20 protein-coding genes are annotated in these 18,427 nt (G+C 36.6%); 19 read left to right on the forward strand and 1 reads right to left on the reverse strand.

Annotation, left to right across the window (positions count from 1 at the left end; translation table 11 throughout):
* Positions 1-31 precede the first annotated feature (31 nt).
* Complete coding sequence (locus tag FHY45_RS09350; protein ID WP_066107552.1) at positions 32-280, reverse strand: ferredoxin; 249 nt, start codon at positions 278-280, stop codon at positions 32-34.
* 219 nt (positions 281-499) lie between these two features.
* Between FHY45_RS09350 and FHY45_RS09355 the strand changes: the two genes are divergently transcribed.
* From FHY45_RS09355 to FHY45_RS09445, 19 genes are all read left to right on the forward strand, one after another.
* The gene (locus FHY45_RS09355) at positions 500-1,555 is read left to right on the forward strand and encodes a YpbB family protein (protein ID WP_139891725.1); all 1,056 of its coding nucleotides are present in this window, start codon (positions 500-502) and stop codon (positions 1,553-1,555) included.
* Between the two features lie 2 nt (positions 1,556-1,557).
* Positions 1,558-3,033 carry a RecQ family ATP-dependent DNA helicase gene (locus tag FHY45_RS09360; RefSeq protein WP_139891726.1) on the forward strand — a complete coding sequence of 492 codons (1,476 nt, stop codon included), beginning with the start codon at positions 1,558-1,560 and terminating at the stop codon, positions 3,031-3,033.
* Positions 3,034-3,037: 4 nt separating this feature from the next.
* A complete protein-coding gene (locus FHY45_RS09365; protein ID WP_066107543.1) occupies positions 3,038-3,631 on the forward strand; it encodes a CPBP family intramembrane glutamic endopeptidase in 594 nt (197 codons plus the stop codon).
* Between the two features lie 113 nt (positions 3,632-3,744).
* Positions 3,745-4,203 (forward strand): YpbF family protein, encoded by a 459-nt coding sequence (locus tag FHY45_RS09370; RefSeq protein ID WP_066107539.1) that lies wholly within the window; start codon positions 3,745-3,747, stop codon positions 4,201-4,203.
* A gap of 93 nt (positions 4,204-4,296) precedes the next feature.
* Positions 4,297-4,947, forward strand: coding sequence for a CBS domain-containing protein (locus tag FHY45_RS09375; protein ID WP_066107536.1), 651 nt, complete (start codon positions 4,297-4,299; stop codon positions 4,945-4,947).
* Between the two features lie 83 nt (positions 4,948-5,030).
* A complete protein-coding gene (locus FHY45_RS09380) occupies positions 5,031-5,816 on the forward strand; it encodes a metallophosphoesterase (RefSeq protein WP_066107533.1) in 786 nt (261 codons plus the stop codon).
* 74 nt (positions 5,817-5,890) lie between these two features.
* Complete coding sequence (locus FHY45_RS09385) at positions 5,891-6,487, forward strand: adaptor protein MecA (protein WP_139891727.1); 597 nt, start codon at positions 5,891-5,893, stop codon at positions 6,485-6,487.
* Between the two features lie 263 nt (positions 6,488-6,750).
* Positions 6,751-8,016, forward strand: a complete 1,266-nt coding sequence (locus tag FHY45_RS09390; RefSeq protein WP_066107527.1) for a Glu/Leu/Phe/Val family dehydrogenase — start codon at positions 6,751-6,753, stop codon at positions 8,014-8,016.
* 181 nt (positions 8,017-8,197) lie between these two features.
* Positions 8,198-9,172 carry a YpdA family putative bacillithiol disulfide reductase gene (locus tag FHY45_RS09395; RefSeq protein ID WP_066107522.1) on the forward strand — a complete coding sequence of 325 codons (975 nt, stop codon included), beginning with the start codon at positions 8,198-8,200 and terminating at the stop codon, positions 9,170-9,172.
* A gap of 37 nt (positions 9,173-9,209) precedes the next feature.
* Positions 9,210-10,175: an asparaginase gene (locus tag FHY45_RS09400; RefSeq protein WP_066107519.1), complete on the forward strand. Its 966-nt coding sequence runs from the start codon at positions 9,210-9,212 to the stop codon at positions 10,173-10,175.
* A 108-nt stretch (positions 10,176-10,283) separates the two neighbouring features.
* Positions 10,284-10,964, forward strand: a complete 681-nt coding sequence (gene prsW, locus FHY45_RS09405; RefSeq protein ID WP_066107516.1) for a glutamic-type intramembrane protease PrsW — start codon at positions 10,284-10,286, stop codon at positions 10,962-10,964.
* 419 nt (positions 10,965-11,383) lie between these two features.
* On the forward strand, positions 11,384-12,232 hold the full coding sequence (sleB, locus tag FHY45_RS09410; RefSeq protein ID WP_066107513.1) for a spore cortex-lytic enzyme: 849 nt from the start codon (positions 11,384-11,386) through the stop codon (positions 12,230-12,232).
* A gap of 10 nt (positions 12,233-12,242) precedes the next feature.
* On the forward strand, positions 12,243-13,604 hold the full coding sequence (gene ypeB, locus FHY45_RS09415) for a germination protein YpeB (protein ID WP_066107512.1): 1,362 nt from the start codon (positions 12,243-12,245) through the stop codon (positions 13,602-13,604).
* 121 nt (positions 13,605-13,725) lie between these two features.
* The gene (locus tag FHY45_RS09420; protein ID WP_066107509.1) at positions 13,726-14,385 is read left to right on the forward strand and encodes a flagellar brake protein; all 660 of its coding nucleotides are present in this window, start codon (positions 13,726-13,728) and stop codon (positions 14,383-14,385) included.
* Between the two features lie 49 nt (positions 14,386-14,434).
* Complete coding sequence (locus FHY45_RS09425; protein WP_139891728.1) at positions 14,435-14,614, forward strand: DUF5359 family protein; 180 nt, start codon at positions 14,435-14,437, stop codon at positions 14,612-14,614.
* 128 nt (positions 14,615-14,742) lie between these two features.
* Complete coding sequence (cmk, locus tag FHY45_RS09430; RefSeq protein WP_066107501.1) at positions 14,743-15,423, forward strand: (d)CMP kinase; 681 nt, start codon at positions 14,743-14,745, stop codon at positions 15,421-15,423.
* Positions 15,420-16,001, forward strand: coding sequence for a lysophospholipid acyltransferase family protein (locus FHY45_RS09435; RefSeq protein ID WP_066107498.1), 582 nt, complete (start codon positions 15,420-15,422; stop codon positions 15,999-16,001). The genes cmk and FHY45_RS09435 overlap by 4 nt, the downstream gene beginning before the upstream one ends.
* Before the next feature lie 141 nt (positions 16,002-16,142).
* Positions 16,143-17,282, forward strand: a complete 1,140-nt coding sequence (gene rpsA / locus FHY45_RS09440) for a 30S ribosomal protein S1 (RefSeq protein ID WP_066107495.1) — start codon at positions 16,143-16,145, stop codon at positions 17,280-17,282.
* A 414-nt stretch (positions 17,283-17,696) separates the two neighbouring features.
* Positions 17,697-18,323, forward strand: coding sequence for a YphA family membrane protein (locus FHY45_RS09445; protein ID WP_066107492.1), 627 nt, complete (start codon positions 17,697-17,699; stop codon positions 18,321-18,323).
* The last annotated feature ends 104 nt before the right edge of the window (positions 18,324-18,427 follow it).

The following is an 18,427-nucleotide window of genomic DNA, read 5'->3' on the forward strand; positions in this document are numbered from 1 at the left end:
CGAAACCGCAGAGGCTTTTATTAATGGGAGACTATTCGAATTTTAATGCGTCTCCGTCAAAGGATTCGTCAGCAACTTTAATAGAATCTGTTGGGCAACCTTCGAAAGCATCCATCATGTCATCAAGCAGAACATCTGGAATTTCGACAATACCTTGGTTATCATCTAAAGTAACAAATGCAATACCTTCATCATCATAATCGTAAATATCTGGAGCTGCTGCTCCGCAAGCACCACAAGCAATGCAAGTTTCTTTGTCAACAATAGTAAATTTAGCCATGCTAAATACCTCCCAGGTAAAAAAATATATATTTTGATACCGAACTGGATATCAAACCCCTCACCTTATTGTAAAACTCATGGTATAACTTTTCAATAGCCAATATTTCGCGTGTTTTTAGCGAATAAAGGAAAAATAGGCTATTGAATTTTAAGCATGAGGGTACAACTATTTGGTAAGATAAAAAGTGTCAGACATGTAGGATAAAGGGGTTAAAACATGATTATACCATATTTTGACGGATTAATACTGTATTTAATAAATGCATTAAAGGGGCAAAGAACAGTATATTCCCCTTTACATATACTTAATGGGAAAAAATCCTCTCAGCCCATTCAAGATGCTCGTTTGTTTAATATATCTCGGTTTTTTGGCGTACTTCCAAAGTTAAAAAGAGAGACTTGGGATCAAAAGATTATTGAATTAACCAAAAAAGGATATATAAAAGAAACAGGTATTAATACCTATGTCTGTACGCAGCATGGTAAACAAGCACTTTCCTTTTGGAAAAAGGATTATCCTCAGTTAACTAACCTGGATGGTCGTACCTTTCAAGATGCAGCTCATGGATTTTGGATGAGGCTGCAATTATTGGTACAAACGTCTTCCTGTTTGCTAAATGGCAATCATTCTTTCATTGCGGTTTCCCGTAATCAAGAGGAACAACTGTTAGTGAAAAAATTATTTAAAAAGATTCCTCTCTCTTCAATGGAATTGGCCCAGCTTCTATATCAGGAGCTTGATGATTTATTAAGTAATGTAAATGAAGCCGGAGCAGAATTAATTGTTTCAGCCTTCTCAGGTCACCAGCATGCGGGTTTGACAATCGAACAGGCTGCACGAAAGCTTAATATAGATGTATTTTATGCGAGACTTCTCTTTTGGGATACTATTCATTATATGCTTAAAGCCAGTGTTCAGTCTCCTTATATACTATTGAAAGAACTTGTGCTTATAGGTAAACCTGTTCAATCTCTTTTAACTGCTTCTACGCAAAGAACATTAAAAATGCTGCAAGCCGGGATGTCCAAAGAAGAAGTAGCAGCCGTACGGAATTTAAAAACGAATACGATTGAAGATCATCTTGTTGAAATCGTTTCAAACGTACCTGATTTTCCGATAGATGATTTTGTAAGTGCAACAGAGAAAGAACAAATCAAACAGGCCATTGCTACTAATGAAACAAAACAGTTAAGATCTTTAAAAATGGTCCTTCCATCTGAGATAACTTATTTTAAAATCAGGCTCGTTATGGCAACTATAAAGGAAGTGTAAGTATGCAGCCGCTAGAAGCTCAATTAGAAAAAATGTTCGGATTCCAAACGTTTCGAACTGGACAGAAGGAAGTAATAGAATCCATTATCACCGGCAAAGATACACTTGCTATGCTGCCAACTGGGACCGGTAAAACCTTGTGTTTTCAGATGCCCGGATACTTGATGGATGGATTGGTTATTATCATTTCACCATTGTTGGCTCTTATGCAAGATCAGGTAGAACAAATGAAGGCGAAAGGCGAAAAAAAGGTTGCCTCCTTAAATTCATTTTTAACCCTGCAGGAACGGGATATGGTGCTGAGGTCATTATCATTATTAAAATTTTTATATATCTCGCCAGAAATGCTGCAATCCAGATTTATTTTAGATAAATTAAAAAAGCTCAACATTGCATTGTTTGTTGTAGATGAAGCGCACTGTATATCACAATGGGGTTATGATTTCAGACCGAGTTATTTGCAGCTCGGCCGTATTAGAGAAGAACTGAATAACCCATTGACCTTAGCTTTAACAGCTACTGCTACTCCTGAGGTTCAAGAGGATATTTTAAAAAATTTATGTATGGAGGATGCGGCGAGAGTAATCCATAGTGTGAACAGGGAGAATATCAGTATCCTGGTAGAAGAAGCCGCTGATTATCAGCATAAGCTTCAAATTTTAATTGATGCACTGAATAAAGTGCCAGGTGCAGGGGTTATATATGTATCCAGCCGAAAACTTGCTGAACAATTAAGTGGATTTCTACTAGAAAAGGGCTTTGATGGTGTTGCTTATTATCATGGCGGTATGGAAACTAGTGACCGAATCCTGATTCAGCAGCAATTTTTATCTGGGCAGTTAAGAATCATCGTGGCCACCAATGCATTTGGTATGGGGATTAATAAAAATGATATACGATTTATTTTACATGTAAACATGCCGTTGAGTGTGGAGGCATATGTACAGGAAATAGGCAGGGCTGGAAGAGATGGATTGCCGGCAGTGGCCATATTGTTATATTCAGAAGGAGATGAATGGCAAGCTTCCCATCTGATTGAAAGAGATTTTCCAATTAGTTCAGAAATTGAATGGGTTATTCATCATGAGGCCTCCAATCTTACAGCTGAGGAGTTTATTGGTGATGACAAAATAGAACGGATAAAAGAATTAAATAAGGCTTTATTAAAGGGGAATATTCTTGACCCCTATGAACGAATTGAGCGAATAGATGTAGAACTGGAAAATCGAAAAAAAGAAAAACTCATGAAATTATATCTATTGAAAAAATGGATTCTTTCCACTGAGTGCAGAAAGAGCAGCATCGCTTCCTATTTTAATCAGGAGCTACAGAATAAAACAAAGACTTGCTGTGACCGGTGTGGAGCAACACTAGATGCACTTATCGCTATCCTTCCAAAACAACGGCAAGACATTCCTCGGGAAGATCAAAATTGGCGTATGCAATTGAAACAATTATTTACTGGAAGGGCAGAGTAAACAAATGAAAAATAAACAGGCAGAGCTCGTGAGTCAGTTAAAGGATGAAGAACTATACAAGGCATTGATTCAAACTCAATTGCTTTTGCTTATAATCTCCTCTTTTTTGGGGATATGGGTCTTTGATGATATACAGGAGTTTTTATTGTTATTTGATTTTCAAGATTGGTCTATCCTTCTTATAGGAATCCCAGCAGGATTGCTGGTAGTTCTCTACGACTTACTTTCGATGAGGTATCTTCCCGAGAGATACTTTAATGATGGCGGAATCAATCAACGTATTTTTAGTTCTCTCAATGGACGGCAACTAGTCTTTATTGTCCTTTTAGTTTCTATCAGTGAGGAATTATTATTCAGGGGAATCATTCAAACATATGTTGGTTTATGGATGGCCAGCCTCATATTTGCACTAATCCATATAAGGTATTTATATAATGTATACTTGTTTGTGAATATCTTACTGTTAAGTTTCTTTATTGGGTTTATCTATGAGTGGACAGGCAATTTATTTGTTACAATCGCGATGCATTTCACCATTGATTTAATCCTTGGATTTGTCATAAATAAGCAAGCTGGCAAGGTAAAAGCAGTCTTATAATAGATTTAGTAAAAGTAAGCATGTATAGGGAACGGGTAAATAAATAATGGACAAGAATTACATAATTGACCGCTTCTTTTCATAAACATGATTATGAAAAGGAGAGGTGGTTTATGGAAGCGTATATCAATGATTTGGACGAACATACCGATGAGGCTACAAAAATAATGCTCAACAATGTGGTGAAAAGAAAACGCAAGTTCGATCATTATAAATCCCGTCATTTTTTATTTATTTACATTACATTAGGTTTAACAGCAATTCTAGTTGTTTATGTATATAAGAACATTATTCCTCTTTATTCTTATTCTTTTATGTCCATGTATAACTATTTTTTTGACAATGAGTTTATCATTCTCTGTATGCTAATGCTTGCCTTTATGTATGGAGGGATGCTTTATTACAAAAAAAAGATGGACAAGGCAGAAAAGGAATTTCACGCACTGCGATGTGAGATTATAGATAGGAGTAAGGATCTATGGAAAAATGATGTAGCTTGGAAAAATAGACATATCCTCTTTAATAAATTTAAAGATTTATATGATATTAATCTTTTTCACGAAAATAAATAATTTTTCACAAAATAGGCAGGTAAAGTCTGAGATTTGTCGAATAAGTATCAATTATAGGGAATGTTTATACTAGATTGCGGTGGGGGTGCTTTGATGTTTGTAAAGAATATCATGATTTCAAAATATCATTGTCATACGGTTTCTTACAATGATACTCTTCAAGAGGTTTTCTCGGTGCTGGATGAACATCAAATTGAGGGAGTGCCAGTTCTTAAAGGAAATAAGTATATAGGTACGATCACAAGGTATCGAGTATACAAAGCAGCCTTCTTATCAGAGCTGCCGAGAGATATTTTTTTAAAGGAAACAAAAGCAGAATCGATCGCTGAGGTAAACAAAACATTAAAAGAAGACGAAATATACGAAAATATATTTTTGGACTTAAAAGAGACACCTTTATTAGCCGTAGTGGATGATTACGAGTATTTCCATGGCATTGTTACGCGCTATGATATAATTGAACAGTTCCAGAGTACCTTTGGCGTTCATGTACCTGGTGTGAGGATAGCATTAACTACAGTCGAAACCAAGGGGCGTATTGCCAGGTTAACTGAGATTGCAAGGCAATATCAGCAACAAATAATTTCATTAGTTACCTTTGATGAAACCGATAAACTTTTAAGGCGCATTGTCATTAAAGTAGTGAAAGCGCCGAATGTAGATAAATTTATCCGTAAATTAGAGGAATCAGGCTTTAGAGTCTTGCATATTGATGAAAAAGTTTTGCATATTGATCAAAAATAAAGATATAAATAAATGTAGAGCTAGTCATTTATTAGGCTGGCTTCTTTTAGTTATAAGATATAAAGGATTGAAAGGGAGATACTATGGCAGTGCTGTTCTTTTTTGGTTTATTAATTGCTTTATGTGTGTGCTTACTCATATATATGTACAGGCTTGCGCATCAGGACCGAGTGATTGATCATACGTTTGAATTCAGTACATTTCCAAGTGATGAGACCATCACAATCTTTTTTATTTCAGATATACATAGGCGGGTCATCAGTAATGAAATTATTGGGCAGGTAAAAGGGAAGGCTGATTTTGTTTTAATTGGCGGTGACCTAGCTGAAAAAGGGGTACCGCTAGATAGAATAAAAGAAAATTTAACTAAATTAAAAAGTGTAGGTCCTGTTTATTTCATATGGGGTAATAATGATTATGAAATAGATAGACATGAACTGGATGCACTTTTTGTAGAGTTGGATATCCATGAATTACTAGATACAAGCGTACTGTTTGAAACAAAGGATGGCGGTAAAATACGCCTGCTTGGAATTGACTTTTATGATGAAGAGGAACAAACGGGGCGGCTTGATTTGGCAATGGAAGAAGTGGAATCTGACAGTTTTAGAATTCTAGCCAGTCATACTCCGAAAATTGAAAAGGAAATTGAGAAATCATATGGAATTGATTTAGTATTGAGCGGCCATACACATGGGGGACAAATTAGGATTTTTGGAATGGGCAGATATAAATTAGGCGGCGTCAGCGAGAGGAATGATACGACCATCCTAACAAGTAATGGATATGGAACAAGCTTACTTCCGCTGCGATTAATGGCAAAACCTGAGACTCATTTAATCCATTTAAAGAAGTTAACTCCTTCATGATTTTAAAACAAGGTACCGACTGTGACTCCCTTCATACAATGGAATGGAGAGAGTAGCTACAGGAGGATTTTTTCATGAAGCTTAAACAAATCAATCCGACATTGTTCAAACTATTTATTCCCTACGATGAATTGGAAGACAGAGGTGTTACCTGTCAGGTGCTAACCAGTCATTCGGTGGAAACCCATAGCTTTTTTTATCATATTATTCAAGAAGTGCTTGAAGAATGTGGGAATTTGGTTGCTGGATTTTTTCAGATGGATGTATACTCTTATCCATGCTACGGAATCTATATAATTTTAAAAAGGGATGCGTACAATTTAAACGAAGATCTCGAAGAAGAAGAAGAAGAAGAAATAGAAGGGTACCTATCTGTTAATATAATGAAGCGAGATCAAGTCATATATGAATTTGCGGAGTTTGATGATGTGGTACAAGCTTGCAGAATTATAAAGACTAGCTGGAATGTGAAAGGAATCCTTTATTTTTGGCAGTCCAAATACTATTTAGAGATAAAAGAAGATACTCTTATAAACCAAGCAACTCTTATGTCTATTCTTTTGGAGTTTGGAGAATTCTCGACCTTGAGTAAAGAATACCTGTCGGATTACGGACACAGGATAAGTAAAGAGAATATAATTACTATTATAAAAAAATATTTCCTATCATAATCGCATCTAAAAGATGTGGTTATTTTTATTTAATCTAAGCGTGTTTATAAAGGCCAAAACAGTACTCTTGCACTTTCCAGGCTTTATTAAGTATACTGAATTTATAAAAGCGAATAATAAATCTGAATATTTTTTCAAAAATTTTTGTTTTGTAATTTTTAACCCTATTATTCTATTATTTCACTTTCCAGACAATTGCCAAAGTTGTATACTTATGCTGGTAGGAAAATATTACTTATTATACATCTGTAGGAGGTACTATAATGACAGCCGACCATCATTCCACTGAGGACAAACTAGATGTTTTAAAATCGACTCAGACTGTCATCCATAAGGCTTTAGATAAGCTTGGATATCCAGAAGAGGTATTTGAATTATTGAAGGAACCGCTTCGTATGCTAACTGTGAAAATCCCTGTTAAAATGGACGATGGTTCTGTAACGGTTTTCACTGGTTATCGTGCTCAACATAATGACGCTATAGGTCCGACAAAAGGTGGAATTCGTTTTCATCCTAATGTTACAGAGAATGAGATTAAAGCTTTATCCATATGGATGAGTTTGAAATGTGGCATTGTAGACTTACCGTATGGAGGGGCAAAAGGCGGTATCATATGTGATCCGCGCAATATGTCTTTTCGGGAATTGGAAAGGCTTAGCCGTGGATATGTCAGGGCGATAAGCCAATTGGTCGGTCCTACAAAAGATATCCCGGCACCGGATGTTTTCACCAATTCACAGATTATGGCCTGGATGATGGATGAATACAGTCGTATAGATGAATTTAACTCTCCGGGATTTATTACCGGTAAACCGCTTGTTCTTGGCGGTTCACATGGCAGGGAATCAGCCACTGCCAAAGGGGTAACTATTTGTATCCATGAAGCGATTAAAAAACGTGGAATGGATTTAGTAGGAGCGAAAGTTGTTGTCCAAGGCTTTGGAAATGCAGGAAGCTTTTTGGCAAAATTCATGCATGATGCCGGTGCCAAGGTAATCGGTATTTCAGATGCAAATGGGGCTTTACATGATCCCGATGGCCTTGATATTGATTACTTGCTGGATCGTCGAGACAGCTTTGGTACAGTAACCAACCTATTCACGAATACGATAACCAACCAAGAATTACTTGAACTGGAATGTGATGTTTTGGTACCTGCCGCAATTGAAAATCAAATTACAGACGAAAACGCTCACAATATACGAGCGAAGATTGTCGTTGAAGCTGCTAATGGTCCAACCACTTTGGAAGGAACGCGTATTCTAACAGATCGCGGTATACTGTTAGTACCGGACGTTTTAGCTTCTGCCGGTGGTGTTACAGTATCTTATTTTGAATGGGTACAGAATAATCAAGGATACTATTGGACTGAAGAAGAAGTTGAGGAAAAATTACAAAAAGTAATGGTTAAATCATTTAATACCATCTACGATACAGCTCAATCCCGCCGTGTAGACATGCGCCTCGCTGCCTATATGGTTGGGGTACGGAAAATGGCCGAAGCATCGCGTTTCAGAGGCTGGATTTAATACTGCAAACAATAAGAAAGTTTTCTGTCCCTCGTGAGATAGAAAACTTTTTTGCATGTGGTGGATGAGTTTAGGTTCTAAAAATGTTATTCTAAAAGGGTTATTTAAATATTCATTGAGAAGTACTAGATACTACATACAAATTGAAATTCCAGTTTACGGTTATTTGGAGGAAAGAAGTATGCACTATGAAGAAGCAATTGTGATTGGCGGCGGACCATGTGGTATGTCAGCTTCCATTAGTTTAAAGGAAATTGGTAAAAATCCATTGATTATTGAAAAGGGGAATATTGTTAATTCGATTTATCATTACCCAACACATCAAACCTTTTTCTCAACCAGTGAGAAATTAGAAATTGGGGATGTCGCTTTCATTACTGAAAATCGGAAACCTATCCGACTCCAGGCATTAACATACTATAGAGAAGTAGCGAAGAGGAAGAATCTCAGAATAAATACATATGAATGTGTGGAAGTAATAGAAAAGCAGAAGAATGGATTATTTAGAATAAAAACAACCAAAAATGAATATGAAACACCATACTGTATCATTGCAACGGGCTATTATGATCAACCAAATATGATGAATATACCAGGTGAAAATTTGGATAAGGTATACCATTATTTCAAAGAAGGACATCCTTTCTACGATATGGATGTGGTTGTGATCGGTGGCAAAAATTCAAGCGTAGATGCTGCGCTAGAGCTTGTAAAAGCGGGAGCAAGAGTAACAGTCATATATCGGGGAAATGTTTATTCAAAAAGCATTAAACCTTGGATTTTGCCCGAGTTTGAATCATATGTCCGCAACGGAATTATCAAAATGGAATTTAATTCAGTCGTAAAAGAGATTAAAGAGCAAACTGTCATTTATGAAAAAGAGGGGCAAATAATCGAAATACAAAATGATTTTGTTTTTGCTATGACAGGGTACCATCCGGATTACAGCCTTCTAACCAATGTAGGTGTTGAAATACAAAGTGATACAGGGAAACCAATGATTGATGAGCAAACAATGGAAACAAACATAGAGAACCTATTTGTGGCTGGTGTGATTGTGGCCGGAAATAATGCTAATGAAATTTTTATTGAGAATGGAAGATTTCATGGTGGACAAATAGCAAATGCGGTAAAAGATAAGGAAGGGTTGGAGTAGCATTAAGAATGCTTGATTACTTGTTAAGAGGTGTAAAATGAAGAAAATTTCACTAATTACGACTGGTGGAACGATTGCCAGTAAAGAAATCTCTAAAGGACTTCTGAATTCGGGTGCTATGAGTGGTGAGGAATTAGCAGCACTCTGTCAGTTGCCGGAGGGTTTCGATATAAAAATTATAGATTTAATGCAAAAGCCTTCCATGCATATTGGTTTCGAAGATATGGTTTTAATAAAAGAAGCCATTGAAAAGGAATTGGAGGATGAAGGAGTTTGTGGAGTGGTAGTCACTCATGGAACGGATTCGTTAGAGGAAACGGCTTATTTTCTTGATCTAACAACTAAAGATCCAAGACCAATAGTGGTAACAGGCTCACAGCGCTCCCCTCAGGATGTCGGAACCGATGTATATTCCAATTTACGGAATTCAATCTATGTAGCCGCAAATCAACACTTAAAGCATAGCGGAGTTTTGGTTGTCTTTAATGAGCGGATATATTCTGCAAGATACGTGAAAAAAGTCCATGCTTCGAATCTCCAGGGCTTTGAATCATTTGGTTATGGATATCTTGGAATCATCGATAATGATGTAGTCAGCGTCTATCAAAAGCCGATCTATAATGAATCTTACAAAATCGGTCCGGAAATACCGCGCGTTGATATCGTAAAATGTTATACAGGTGCAGATGGGATTATGATTGATGCCGCTGTAAATGCCGGCGCACGTGGAATTGTGCTAGAAGGAGTCGGCCGTGGGCAAGTAACACCTTTAATGGTCAACTCAATCCAATCTGCTTTGGATAACGGGATAACAATTGTTATCAGTACAAGTGCGGAAGAAGGAAAAGTGTATCCTGCCTATGGATACCACGGCAGTGCGCATGACCTGCAAAATAGGGGTGTGATTCTAGGTGAGGATTATGACAGCAAGAAGGCAAGATTGAAATTGGCCATATTATTATCCAATGGTAATGTCGATATCAAGGCTGCGTTTAAGTTGTAGGGTTCGAATTACACTAATCACATGAAAGCTGTGAGAATTCTTGATTTTCTTTTTTTTTCGTCCGTGTTACGATTAAAGGACGAAAGAGTAAAAAAGAGAGGGTAATCCATGTTAAATATATTAACAGCGGGCGTTGCACCTGGTATAGCCTTGCTAATTTATTTTTACCTGAAAGATCAATATAACACTGAGCCTGTATCAGTTGTATTTAAAGTATTTATCTATGGTGCGTTATTTGTCATACCTGTTATGTTTATTCAATATGTCATCCAGGCAGAAGGGCTTTTTCTTTCTGTTTGGGCTGATGCCTTCTTTGAAAAGGGAATGGTAGAAGAGCTGATTAAGTGGGCTTTATTCCTTTGGTTGATCTATGGCCATGTTGATTTTGATGAACCCTATGATGGAATTGTTTATGGAGTTTCTATTTCTTTGGGGTTTGCAACATTGGAAAATATCCTCTATTTATTTTCGAATGGGCTTGAATATGCATGGGGAAGAGCGATGTTCCCTGTTTCAAGTCATGGACTGTTTGGGGTCATCATGGGCTTTTATTTTGGGAAAGCCAAATTCCAAACCCAGCCCAGGTTAAAGCTGACTTATATGCTGACAGCCTTGTTCATTCCGATTGCCTTGCATGGTTCCTTTAACTATATATTGATGGAGCAGGAAAAATGGTATGTATATTTAATTCCGTTTATGTTCTGTCTATGGGGTCTCGGACTTTGGAAAGTAAAAAAGGCAAGAATTTTAACAGAAAAGGCTTTTAAACAGTCATTTGAATCAGTTTAATAAACTATAAACGGCAGTAAAATAGAAACAAACACTAAATCTAAATCTGCTTCTTTTTAGGAGTAGATTTGATTAGGGTTTGTTTTTTTTATTTTAAAGGATGTTTTATCTATTTATGTTGTCTGCGGCTTTAATCCTCCAGGGTAAATAAAGGTCATGAATTCATCCTGAAATTGTTGCTTATTATGTTACAAAGAATATGCTTCATACCCCACTGCTTCTACAATCCTAAATGATTTTTCCCTACCTCCATTCAACTTTGCTTTTCTCTGCTATCAGCTCAAAAAGCTTTTGTATGCAACTTATTTTTATAATCATCAATCCTCTAGTTTGAAAATGATTTTCATGTTGGACTGAATATTTTATATGTGTTTGCAAAAACTACCCTTACTGTCATTAATTCTACAGGAGGGCATGAAATGAAGGGTTTAGTAAGGAAGTTAGTATCCTTTTCAATAATTGGTTGTTTTTTATTCCTCTCACCCATTTTTGATATCCAGACTGAAGCATTTACCAATCAAGTGATTCAAAGGGGAGCTGTCGGAGATGATGTCATCGAATTACAGGCGCGTCTTCAAAATATAGGCTTTTATCATGGAAAAATCGATGGGGTCTTTGGATGGGGAACATACTGGGCATTGCGTAATTTTCAGGAACAATTCGGCTTACCTATTGATGGGTTAGGTGGAGCAAAGACTAAAAGTAAACTGGTTAGCGCCTCTAATTACAATGCTTCCTGGGTGAAAAAACAAATCAATTCAGGAAATGAGTTTACTTATTATCAGGGAACTCCAATTGAGCATCAAGTTAAGCCAAAATCATCATCGAATAAAACGACAAAATCAACAAATACGGCGAAAAAGAACACATCCACAAAGACGACCGGTACAGCTGCAAATATACCAGCTGGATTTTCGGAAAGTGATATAAAGTTAATGGCGAACGCAGTTCATGGTGAAGCGAGAGGTGAACCATACGAGGGTCAGGTAGCAGTTGCTGCGGTTATTTTGAATAGGGTCCAAAGTTCATCGTTTCCAAATACAGTTTCAGGGGTTATATTTCAGTCGGGAGCATTTACTGCGGTAGCTGACGGACAAATCTGGCTTGAACCTAATGAGAGTTCAAGAAACGCAGTTATAGATGCTATCAATGGTTGGGATCCGACCGGTGAAGCTGAATATTATTTTAACCCGGAAACAGCGACAAGTTCATGGATATGGAGTCGTCCGCAAATAAAAAAAATCGGCAAGCATATATTCTGCAACTGAGGTGAATGTAATGATAAGAAATATCGTGATTGCTGTATTGCTAATCGGTTTAGTTGGAACAGCGTACTGGGCATATCAGGATCATCAAGAAAAAATAGCTATCATGAATCAAACCGAGAATAATTATCAGCGTGCCTTTAATGATCTGAACTATCAAATTGATGTGTTAAATGATAAAATCGGGACGACATTGGCTATGAATACAAAGGATTCTCTATCTCCGGCATTGGCTGAGGTTTGGAGATTAACAAGTGAAGCACATAATAATGTTGGTCATTTGCCCCTAACATTAATGCCATTTCATGAAACGGAGAAATTTTTAACAAATATCGGTGATTTCGCCTATAAGACATCTGTGCGAGATTTAGATAAAAGTCCGCTATCTGATGAAGAATATAATACATTAAAAGCTCTGTATAGTGACGCAACGGAAATAAGAGATGAGCTAAGGAGTGTTCAAAGGAAAATCAGCGACAATGATTTACGTTGGATGGATGTGGAAACAGCCTTGGCGGATACGAAGGGGGACAGCCAACGGGACAACCAAGTTATTGATGGACTTAAAACGATAGATAAAAATGTAAAGTCAATTGGACAAAAAAGTGAATATGGACCTACATTTACATCTGTGGAGGAAAAAAACATAGATTATAAAAATTTGTCCGGAAAAGAAATAACCCGTAAGGAAGCAATTGAACTGGCAAAAAAATATACAGGTGTCTCTAATGCTAAAACTGTCAGCGTAACTGCAAATAAGGATGGTTCAAAATACGAGTTCTATCATGTGAATTTGAAGAGTGCTTCTACAGGTAATATGATTGGAATCGATTTGACTAAAAAAGGTGGACATCCAATTTATATTATTAATGATCGTCAAGTATCCGATGCTAAGATCGGGTTAAACGATGGATATAAGAAAGCTCGGCAATATCTGAATAACATGGGCTATCAGAATATGGAGTTATTTGAAAGTACTCAATATAATAATGTTGGTGTTTATACGTTTGTAACGGTTAAAGATCAAGTGAGGATCTATCCTGAAGCAATCCGTATCAAAGTAGCACTAGATAATGGAGATATCATCGGATTGGGAGCAGACGATTATCTTCAAAATCATGATAAGGAAAGAAAAATTAATAAACCGGCTATCACTGAAAAAGAAGCTGAAAAGCAAATCAGTGGAAAAGTAATGATTATGGAAAAAAGATTAGCCGTTATCACAAATAATTTATATGAAGATGTACTCTGTTATGAATTTATGGGAACAGTAGGCGATGATACCTACCGAATTTTTATTAATGCTGAAAACGGGCATGAAGAAAAAGTAGAAATCATGCATGAAGCAAGAAAAGTGTATGATGATGTCTCATAAAAAATAATCTAAGGAAAAGGCTGGAAACGGTCTTTTCCTTTTTTGTATTCTCTGTCATAATAGTACATAAGTCCTTGTTTTGGAATATTTTTACACATGTCAGAGGGGAAATGGTTTAACTATGTTAACAATCGGAATGACCATCATACTTGAGAAGAGCCAATTAGATCAGCCTGAAACATATAGATGCAAGTTAATGGATGTTAGAGATGGGATTCTTTATATTGATTATCCAGTTAATATATATACGAACAGAATAGATTACTTAATAAATGGAACGAATTTCAGGGGAACATTTGTTGGAAAGGATCAAAATACCTATCTGTTTAATACGGAAATCCAGGGAAGAGTAAGGGAAAATATACCTTTGCTGCTTTTAGATTATCCTGGTGATGAATATCTGGAAAAAATTCAGCGAAGAGAATATGTGCGTGTAAGCTTGTCCACAAAAGTAAATGTACAGCCCATTAATAATGAATTCCCCCCCTTTACGGCATTAACAACGGATATTAGCGCAGGAGGAGCAGCAATCATTGTTCCTCAAAATTTAAAGATTGATACTCATACTAATCTAATACTGCAGTTTACATTTGAGATGAGAAATAGGGAAGTGTGTGAACTACCCATTCAGGTACAAGTGAAAAGAATTGTCGAAGTTTTGAATAATAGAAAAAAAGTATCTGTCGAATTTACCGAAATCACTGAAGCAGAACGGCAAATTTTGCTGCGTTATTGTTTTGAAAGGCAATTGGAGGAAAGAAACAGAGGTTTTGGGGATTAAATACATATCTGTATGGACAAACTCATAAGTAAGAGGAGGATTGTTCCATATGAATGCGGTAGAGCGATTTATCAAGAAAATGGCTATCATTCAACTTTTATTTTTATTATTTTTTCAGCTTGTTTTTCATCGTGAACATACCTTTACTAAATGGAAAACACTCGCAAGATATGAAGGCGTCATCGAAAATAATTATACAGCAATTATGGATGCAATTTCCAATAAATGAATATTTAGGTTTTCTAAAGACAAAGTAAAGTACTTTGTCTCATTTTTTTACATTCATATTGATTTATATCCTGTAAAGCTGTGTTAAAATAGTCATGATTAATTTTTGTGTACAACAAGGAGGAACAAATGAAAAAGAAATTATCGATTGCTATTGATGGTCCTGCTGCTGCAGGTAAAAGCACAGTAGCGAAAATTATTGCTAGAAGGCTAACATACATATATATTGATACAGGTGCAATGTACAGGGCTTTAACTTATAAGGCATTAAATAATGGAATAGATCCGAATAACGAAGCAGCTCTTTATGATCTATTAATGTCTACGGATATAAAATTGCAGAATAGTGAACAAGGACAAGATGTACTGGTTGATGGAGTTATTGTATCTGAAGAGATAAGAACGCCGAATGTAACTAAAAATGTTTCCGCTGTCTCTCAGCATAAACTGGTCCGTGAAGAAATGGTTCGACGACAACAGCTCCTGTCTGAACAAGGCGGCGTTGTAATGGATGGCAGAGATATAGGTACTCAAGTTATGCCAAATGCTGAAGTCAAAATCTTTATGCTTGCAAGTGTAGATGAGCGTGCCAAAAGAAGACATGAAGAAAATATCTTAAAAGGGTTTGACTCGGATATTGAACAATTAAAACAAGATATTGCGGCCCGTGATAAATTTGATTCAGAAAGAGAAGTATCTCCTTTGAAAAAAGCAGCAGATGCAATTGAACTTGATACAACAAGTCTTTCAATTGATGAAGTGGTGGATGCTATTATGAAGATAGCGAATGAGAAAGGAGTATATGGATGAGCTTTTATAGATTTGCCAGGGGCGTAGTAAAGATAGCTCTAACTCCCTTATACCGTGTCTCAGTTTCAGGAAGAGAACATTTTCCTGAGACAGGCGGTGTTTTATTATGCTCCAATCATATCAGTGAATTAGACCCGCCAGTTGTAGGGATGACGTGCCCGCGGGATGTTCATTTTATCGCTAAAGAAGAACTGTTTAATGTACCTGTTCTTAAAACTATTTTACCGCGTGTTCATGCCATTCCTATTAAAAGAGGTATGAGTGACCGGAATGCCTTGCGAAAGGGATTGGGTGCTTTAAAAGATGGACATGTCTTAGGTCTGTTTCCTGAAGGAACTCGCAGTAAGACAGGCGAATTGGGAGAGGGTCTTGCGGGTGCAGGCTTCTTTGCGTTGAGAACGGACGCTAAAGTTATTCCCTGTGCCGTGATTGGTTCCTATAAACCATTTTCTAAAACAAAAGTTATATACGGTCCTCCAATTGACATGGAAGAATACCGTAGTCAAAAAGCCTCCCCTGAGGAAGTGACGAAAGTCATAATGGCTCATATAAAGCAATTGATTGATCAAAACCGCTAAACATCCTGCTTGACAAATAGTACAAATTATAAGAAGTTAGAAAAAAGAGATTATTTAGAATATTGTTTAATACTGGCGGATTAGTGGTATTAAATATAAATTGAAAGGTAATTGAACCCGTGATCGTTAGGAGGAGTACATATGACAGAGGATATGAACAATATTAATGTAACCGAGTTTAATGTAGGCCAAAGAGTGCGTGGGACTGTAACTAAAGTTGAAGAAAAACAAGTCGTAATTGAAGTTGAAAATAGTAAGCATGATGGCATTGTCCCTATCAGTGAGCTCTCCAGTCTGCACGTTGAAAAAGCTTCAGATGTGGTGAAGGAAGGGGACGAGCTTGAGTTTGAGATTATCAAAGTCGAAGATGAAGCTCTGATTCTATCGAAAAGAAAAGTAGATGCAGAAAAAGCGTGGGGAGACCTGGTTGTTTCATTTGAAAATGGTGAAATAATTGAAACTGAGGTTAAAGACGTTGTAAAAGGCGGTCTAGTTGTTGACTTGGGAGTACGTGGATTTGTACCTGCCTCGCTTGTCGAAGATTATTTCGTTGAAGATTTCTCTGACTACAAAGGGAAAGAGCTAGCGTTTAAGATTGTAGAGCTGGACCAAGAAAAAAACCGCTTAATCCTTTCACACAGAGATGTTGTGCGTGAAGAGAAAGAAAAGAAAAAAATTGGCGTTCTGGAATCTTTACAGGCTGGCCAAGTCCTTGAAGGAACGGTTCAGCGAATAACTGATTTCGGCGCATTTGTTGATATTGGAGGTATTGATGGTTTAGTTCATGTATCTCAGCTTTCTCATGAACATGTGGACAGACCTTCAGATGTTGTCTCAGAGGGAGACAACGTCCGAGTCAAGATTTTATCTATTGACCGTGATACTGAAAGAGTTTCATTATCCATAAAAGAGACCCTGCCTGGACCTTGGTCAGATATTACTGATAAAGCAAAAAAAGGCAGTGTTTTGGAAGGGACGGTTAAACGTCTTGTATCCTATGGTGCTTTTGTGGAAGTATTCCCTGGTGTAGAAGGTTTGGTGCATATTTCTCAAATTTCACATAAACATATCGGCACTCCTCATGAGGTTATGTCTGAGGGAGATGTTATTAAAGTTAAAGTGCTTGACGTGAATGAGGATGAGCACAGATTATCTCTAAGTATTAAAGAATTGCAAGAAAATCCAGCTGCTGAAATGGATAACTATGAACTCCCTGAAGAAACAAGAGGCTTCCAATTAGGTGAAATGATTGGAGAGCAGTTAAAGAATTTAAAAAAATAAAGTAATGTGTTAGATGCCCTTACAGGCTTGCATGCTTTAGGTTTAATATTAAGTAAAAATCAGCCCTTCTCAGGTATAGAGAAGGGCTGTTTCTATGTATAAACAAAAAATCGAATAAAGTTACCAATCAGCGTTATGCTTCACTCTGTATTATTTAGTTTTGTGAAATGACCCGAGGATTAGAGTGTAACTTGGTCGTGACTGCGATTAAAGGGCCAGAATTAGCGTGGCTGAAAAAATCTGTTATGTAGAATATCTGTTTATGAAAGTGAGGGTGTCTTTGGGTATCTACTGAATTTATAGAAAAGAATCGAATGCCCTGCTTACCGAAGATGTGTTAAATAAATCAATTTCCTATTACATTTGAAATGTTTAAAAAAATTGAAAGTTGGCATACTGCTAAGGGAGGTTTTTATGCATGAAGGTTATTTATTTTTCAGTTTAATGTGGCTTGGGTGTTGGTATTTTATTTTTATATCAGATGAATCGGTTAAGATAAGACGGAGAGGAATGATCAGACTATTGGCAGGGATTTGCTTTGCCGGTCTGTCCATCCATATATTCAGTATACATTTAAATCTGTTTTTTATTGCGGCCCTGCTTTGGTCTTTTTATCAATGGAGACATTGGACGAATAAAGAATTAATTAGAATGACAGTCGCTATTTTTTTTATTACTATTGCCTTTATATGTATTAGAATTTATTCAGTTCTATATCCAGTATGGTTTATTGTAAACTGGATTTATATTGCGGCCGGTATGCTGGTTGTACTGAGTATAATCTTTTTAGAATCAACTAAAAGGGTCAGTATACTTAGTGTTGCCATTATACTTGGTGAAGCAGTTTATTCAGGGATTTTATATGTTTACGGGTTTCCAGTTAAAGCGATAGGTACATTTGAATCATTGGACCTTTTGTTACTGGCGATAACCATTACTATCCTTTTAAATAAAACCAATAATCTATGGACAAAAAGAATACCGAGGCGAAGGATTTATCATCAGCAGCATGTAGGGTTAAAAGGTAAGGGCGTTAGATAAAAACCTGTTGGATAAATTCCATTAAGAAAAGTAATTTAGTTTACTTTTTACCGAGAATATTAAAAGGAAAACTCCAAGGGAGTTTAAATTTCACGTCAAAAATA

Source organism: Bacillus sp. D386 (assembly GCF_006346415.1).

What these genes read in the sequence shown, in the direction of transcription:
- sleB (WP_066107513.1), top strand. Translation starts at nt 11,384, where the DNA reads ATGAAGGGTTTAGTAAGGAAGTTAGTATCCTTTTCAATAATTGGTTGT.
- FHY45_RS09360 (WP_139891726.1), top strand. Translation starts at nt 1,558, where the DNA reads ATGCAGCCGCTAGAAGCTCAATTAGAAAAAATGTTCGGATTCCAAACG.
- FHY45_RS09390 (WP_066107527.1), top strand. Translation starts at nt 6,751, where the DNA reads ATGACAGCCGACCATCATTCCACTGAGGACAAACTAGATGTTTTAAAA.
- FHY45_RS09370 (WP_066107539.1), top strand. Translation starts at nt 3,745, where the DNA reads ATGGAAGCGTATATCAATGATTTGGACGAACATACCGATGAGGCTACA.
- FHY45_RS09395 (WP_066107522.1), top strand. Translation starts at nt 8,198, where the DNA reads ATGCACTATGAAGAAGCAATTGTGATTGGCGGCGGACCATGTGGTATG.
- ypeB (WP_066107512.1), top strand. Translation starts at nt 12,243, where the DNA reads ATGATAAGAAATATCGTGATTGCTGTATTGCTAATCGGTTTAGTTGGA.
- FHY45_RS09380 (WP_066107533.1), top strand. Translation starts at nt 5,031, where the DNA reads ATGGCAGTGCTGTTCTTTTTTGGTTTATTAATTGCTTTATGTGTGTGC.
- cmk (WP_066107501.1), top strand. Translation starts at nt 14,743, where the DNA reads ATGAAAAAGAAATTATCGATTGCTATTGATGGTCCTGCTGCTGCAGGT.
- FHY45_RS09385 (WP_139891727.1), top strand. Translation starts at nt 5,891, where the DNA reads ATGAAGCTTAAACAAATCAATCCGACATTGTTCAAACTATTTATTCCC.
- FHY45_RS09350 (WP_066107552.1), bottom strand. Translation starts at nt 280, where the DNA reads ATGGCTAAATTTACTATTGTTGACAAAGAAACTTGCATTGCTTGTGGT.
- FHY45_RS09375 (WP_066107536.1), top strand. Translation starts at nt 4,297, where the DNA reads ATGTTTGTAAAGAATATCATGATTTCAAAATATCATTGTCATACGGTT.
- FHY45_RS09420 (WP_066107509.1), top strand. Translation starts at nt 13,726, where the DNA reads ATGTTAACAATCGGAATGACCATCATACTTGAGAAGAGCCAATTAGAT.
- FHY45_RS09365 (WP_066107543.1), top strand. Translation starts at nt 3,038, where the DNA reads ATGAAAAATAAACAGGCAGAGCTCGTGAGTCAGTTAAAGGATGAAGAA.
- FHY45_RS09400 (WP_066107519.1), top strand. Translation starts at nt 9,210, where the DNA reads ATGAAGAAAATTTCACTAATTACGACTGGTGGAACGATTGCCAGTAAA.
- FHY45_RS09445 (WP_066107492.1), top strand. Translation starts at nt 17,697, where the DNA reads ATGCATGAAGGTTATTTATTTTTCAGTTTAATGTGGCTTGGGTGTTGG.
- prsW (WP_066107516.1), top strand. Translation starts at nt 10,284, where the DNA reads ATGTTAAATATATTAACAGCGGGCGTTGCACCTGGTATAGCCTTGCTA.
- rpsA (WP_066107495.1), top strand. Translation starts at nt 16,143, where the DNA reads ATGACAGAGGATATGAACAATATTAATGTAACCGAGTTTAATGTAGGC.
- FHY45_RS09435 (WP_066107498.1), top strand. Translation starts at nt 15,420, where the DNA reads ATGAGCTTTTATAGATTTGCCAGGGGCGTAGTAAAGATAGCTCTAACT.
- FHY45_RS09425 (WP_139891728.1), top strand. Translation starts at nt 14,435, where the DNA reads ATGAATGCGGTAGAGCGATTTATCAAGAAAATGGCTATCATTCAACTT.
- FHY45_RS09355 (WP_139891725.1), top strand. Translation starts at nt 500, where the DNA reads ATGATTATACCATATTTTGACGGATTAATACTGTATTTAATAAATGCA.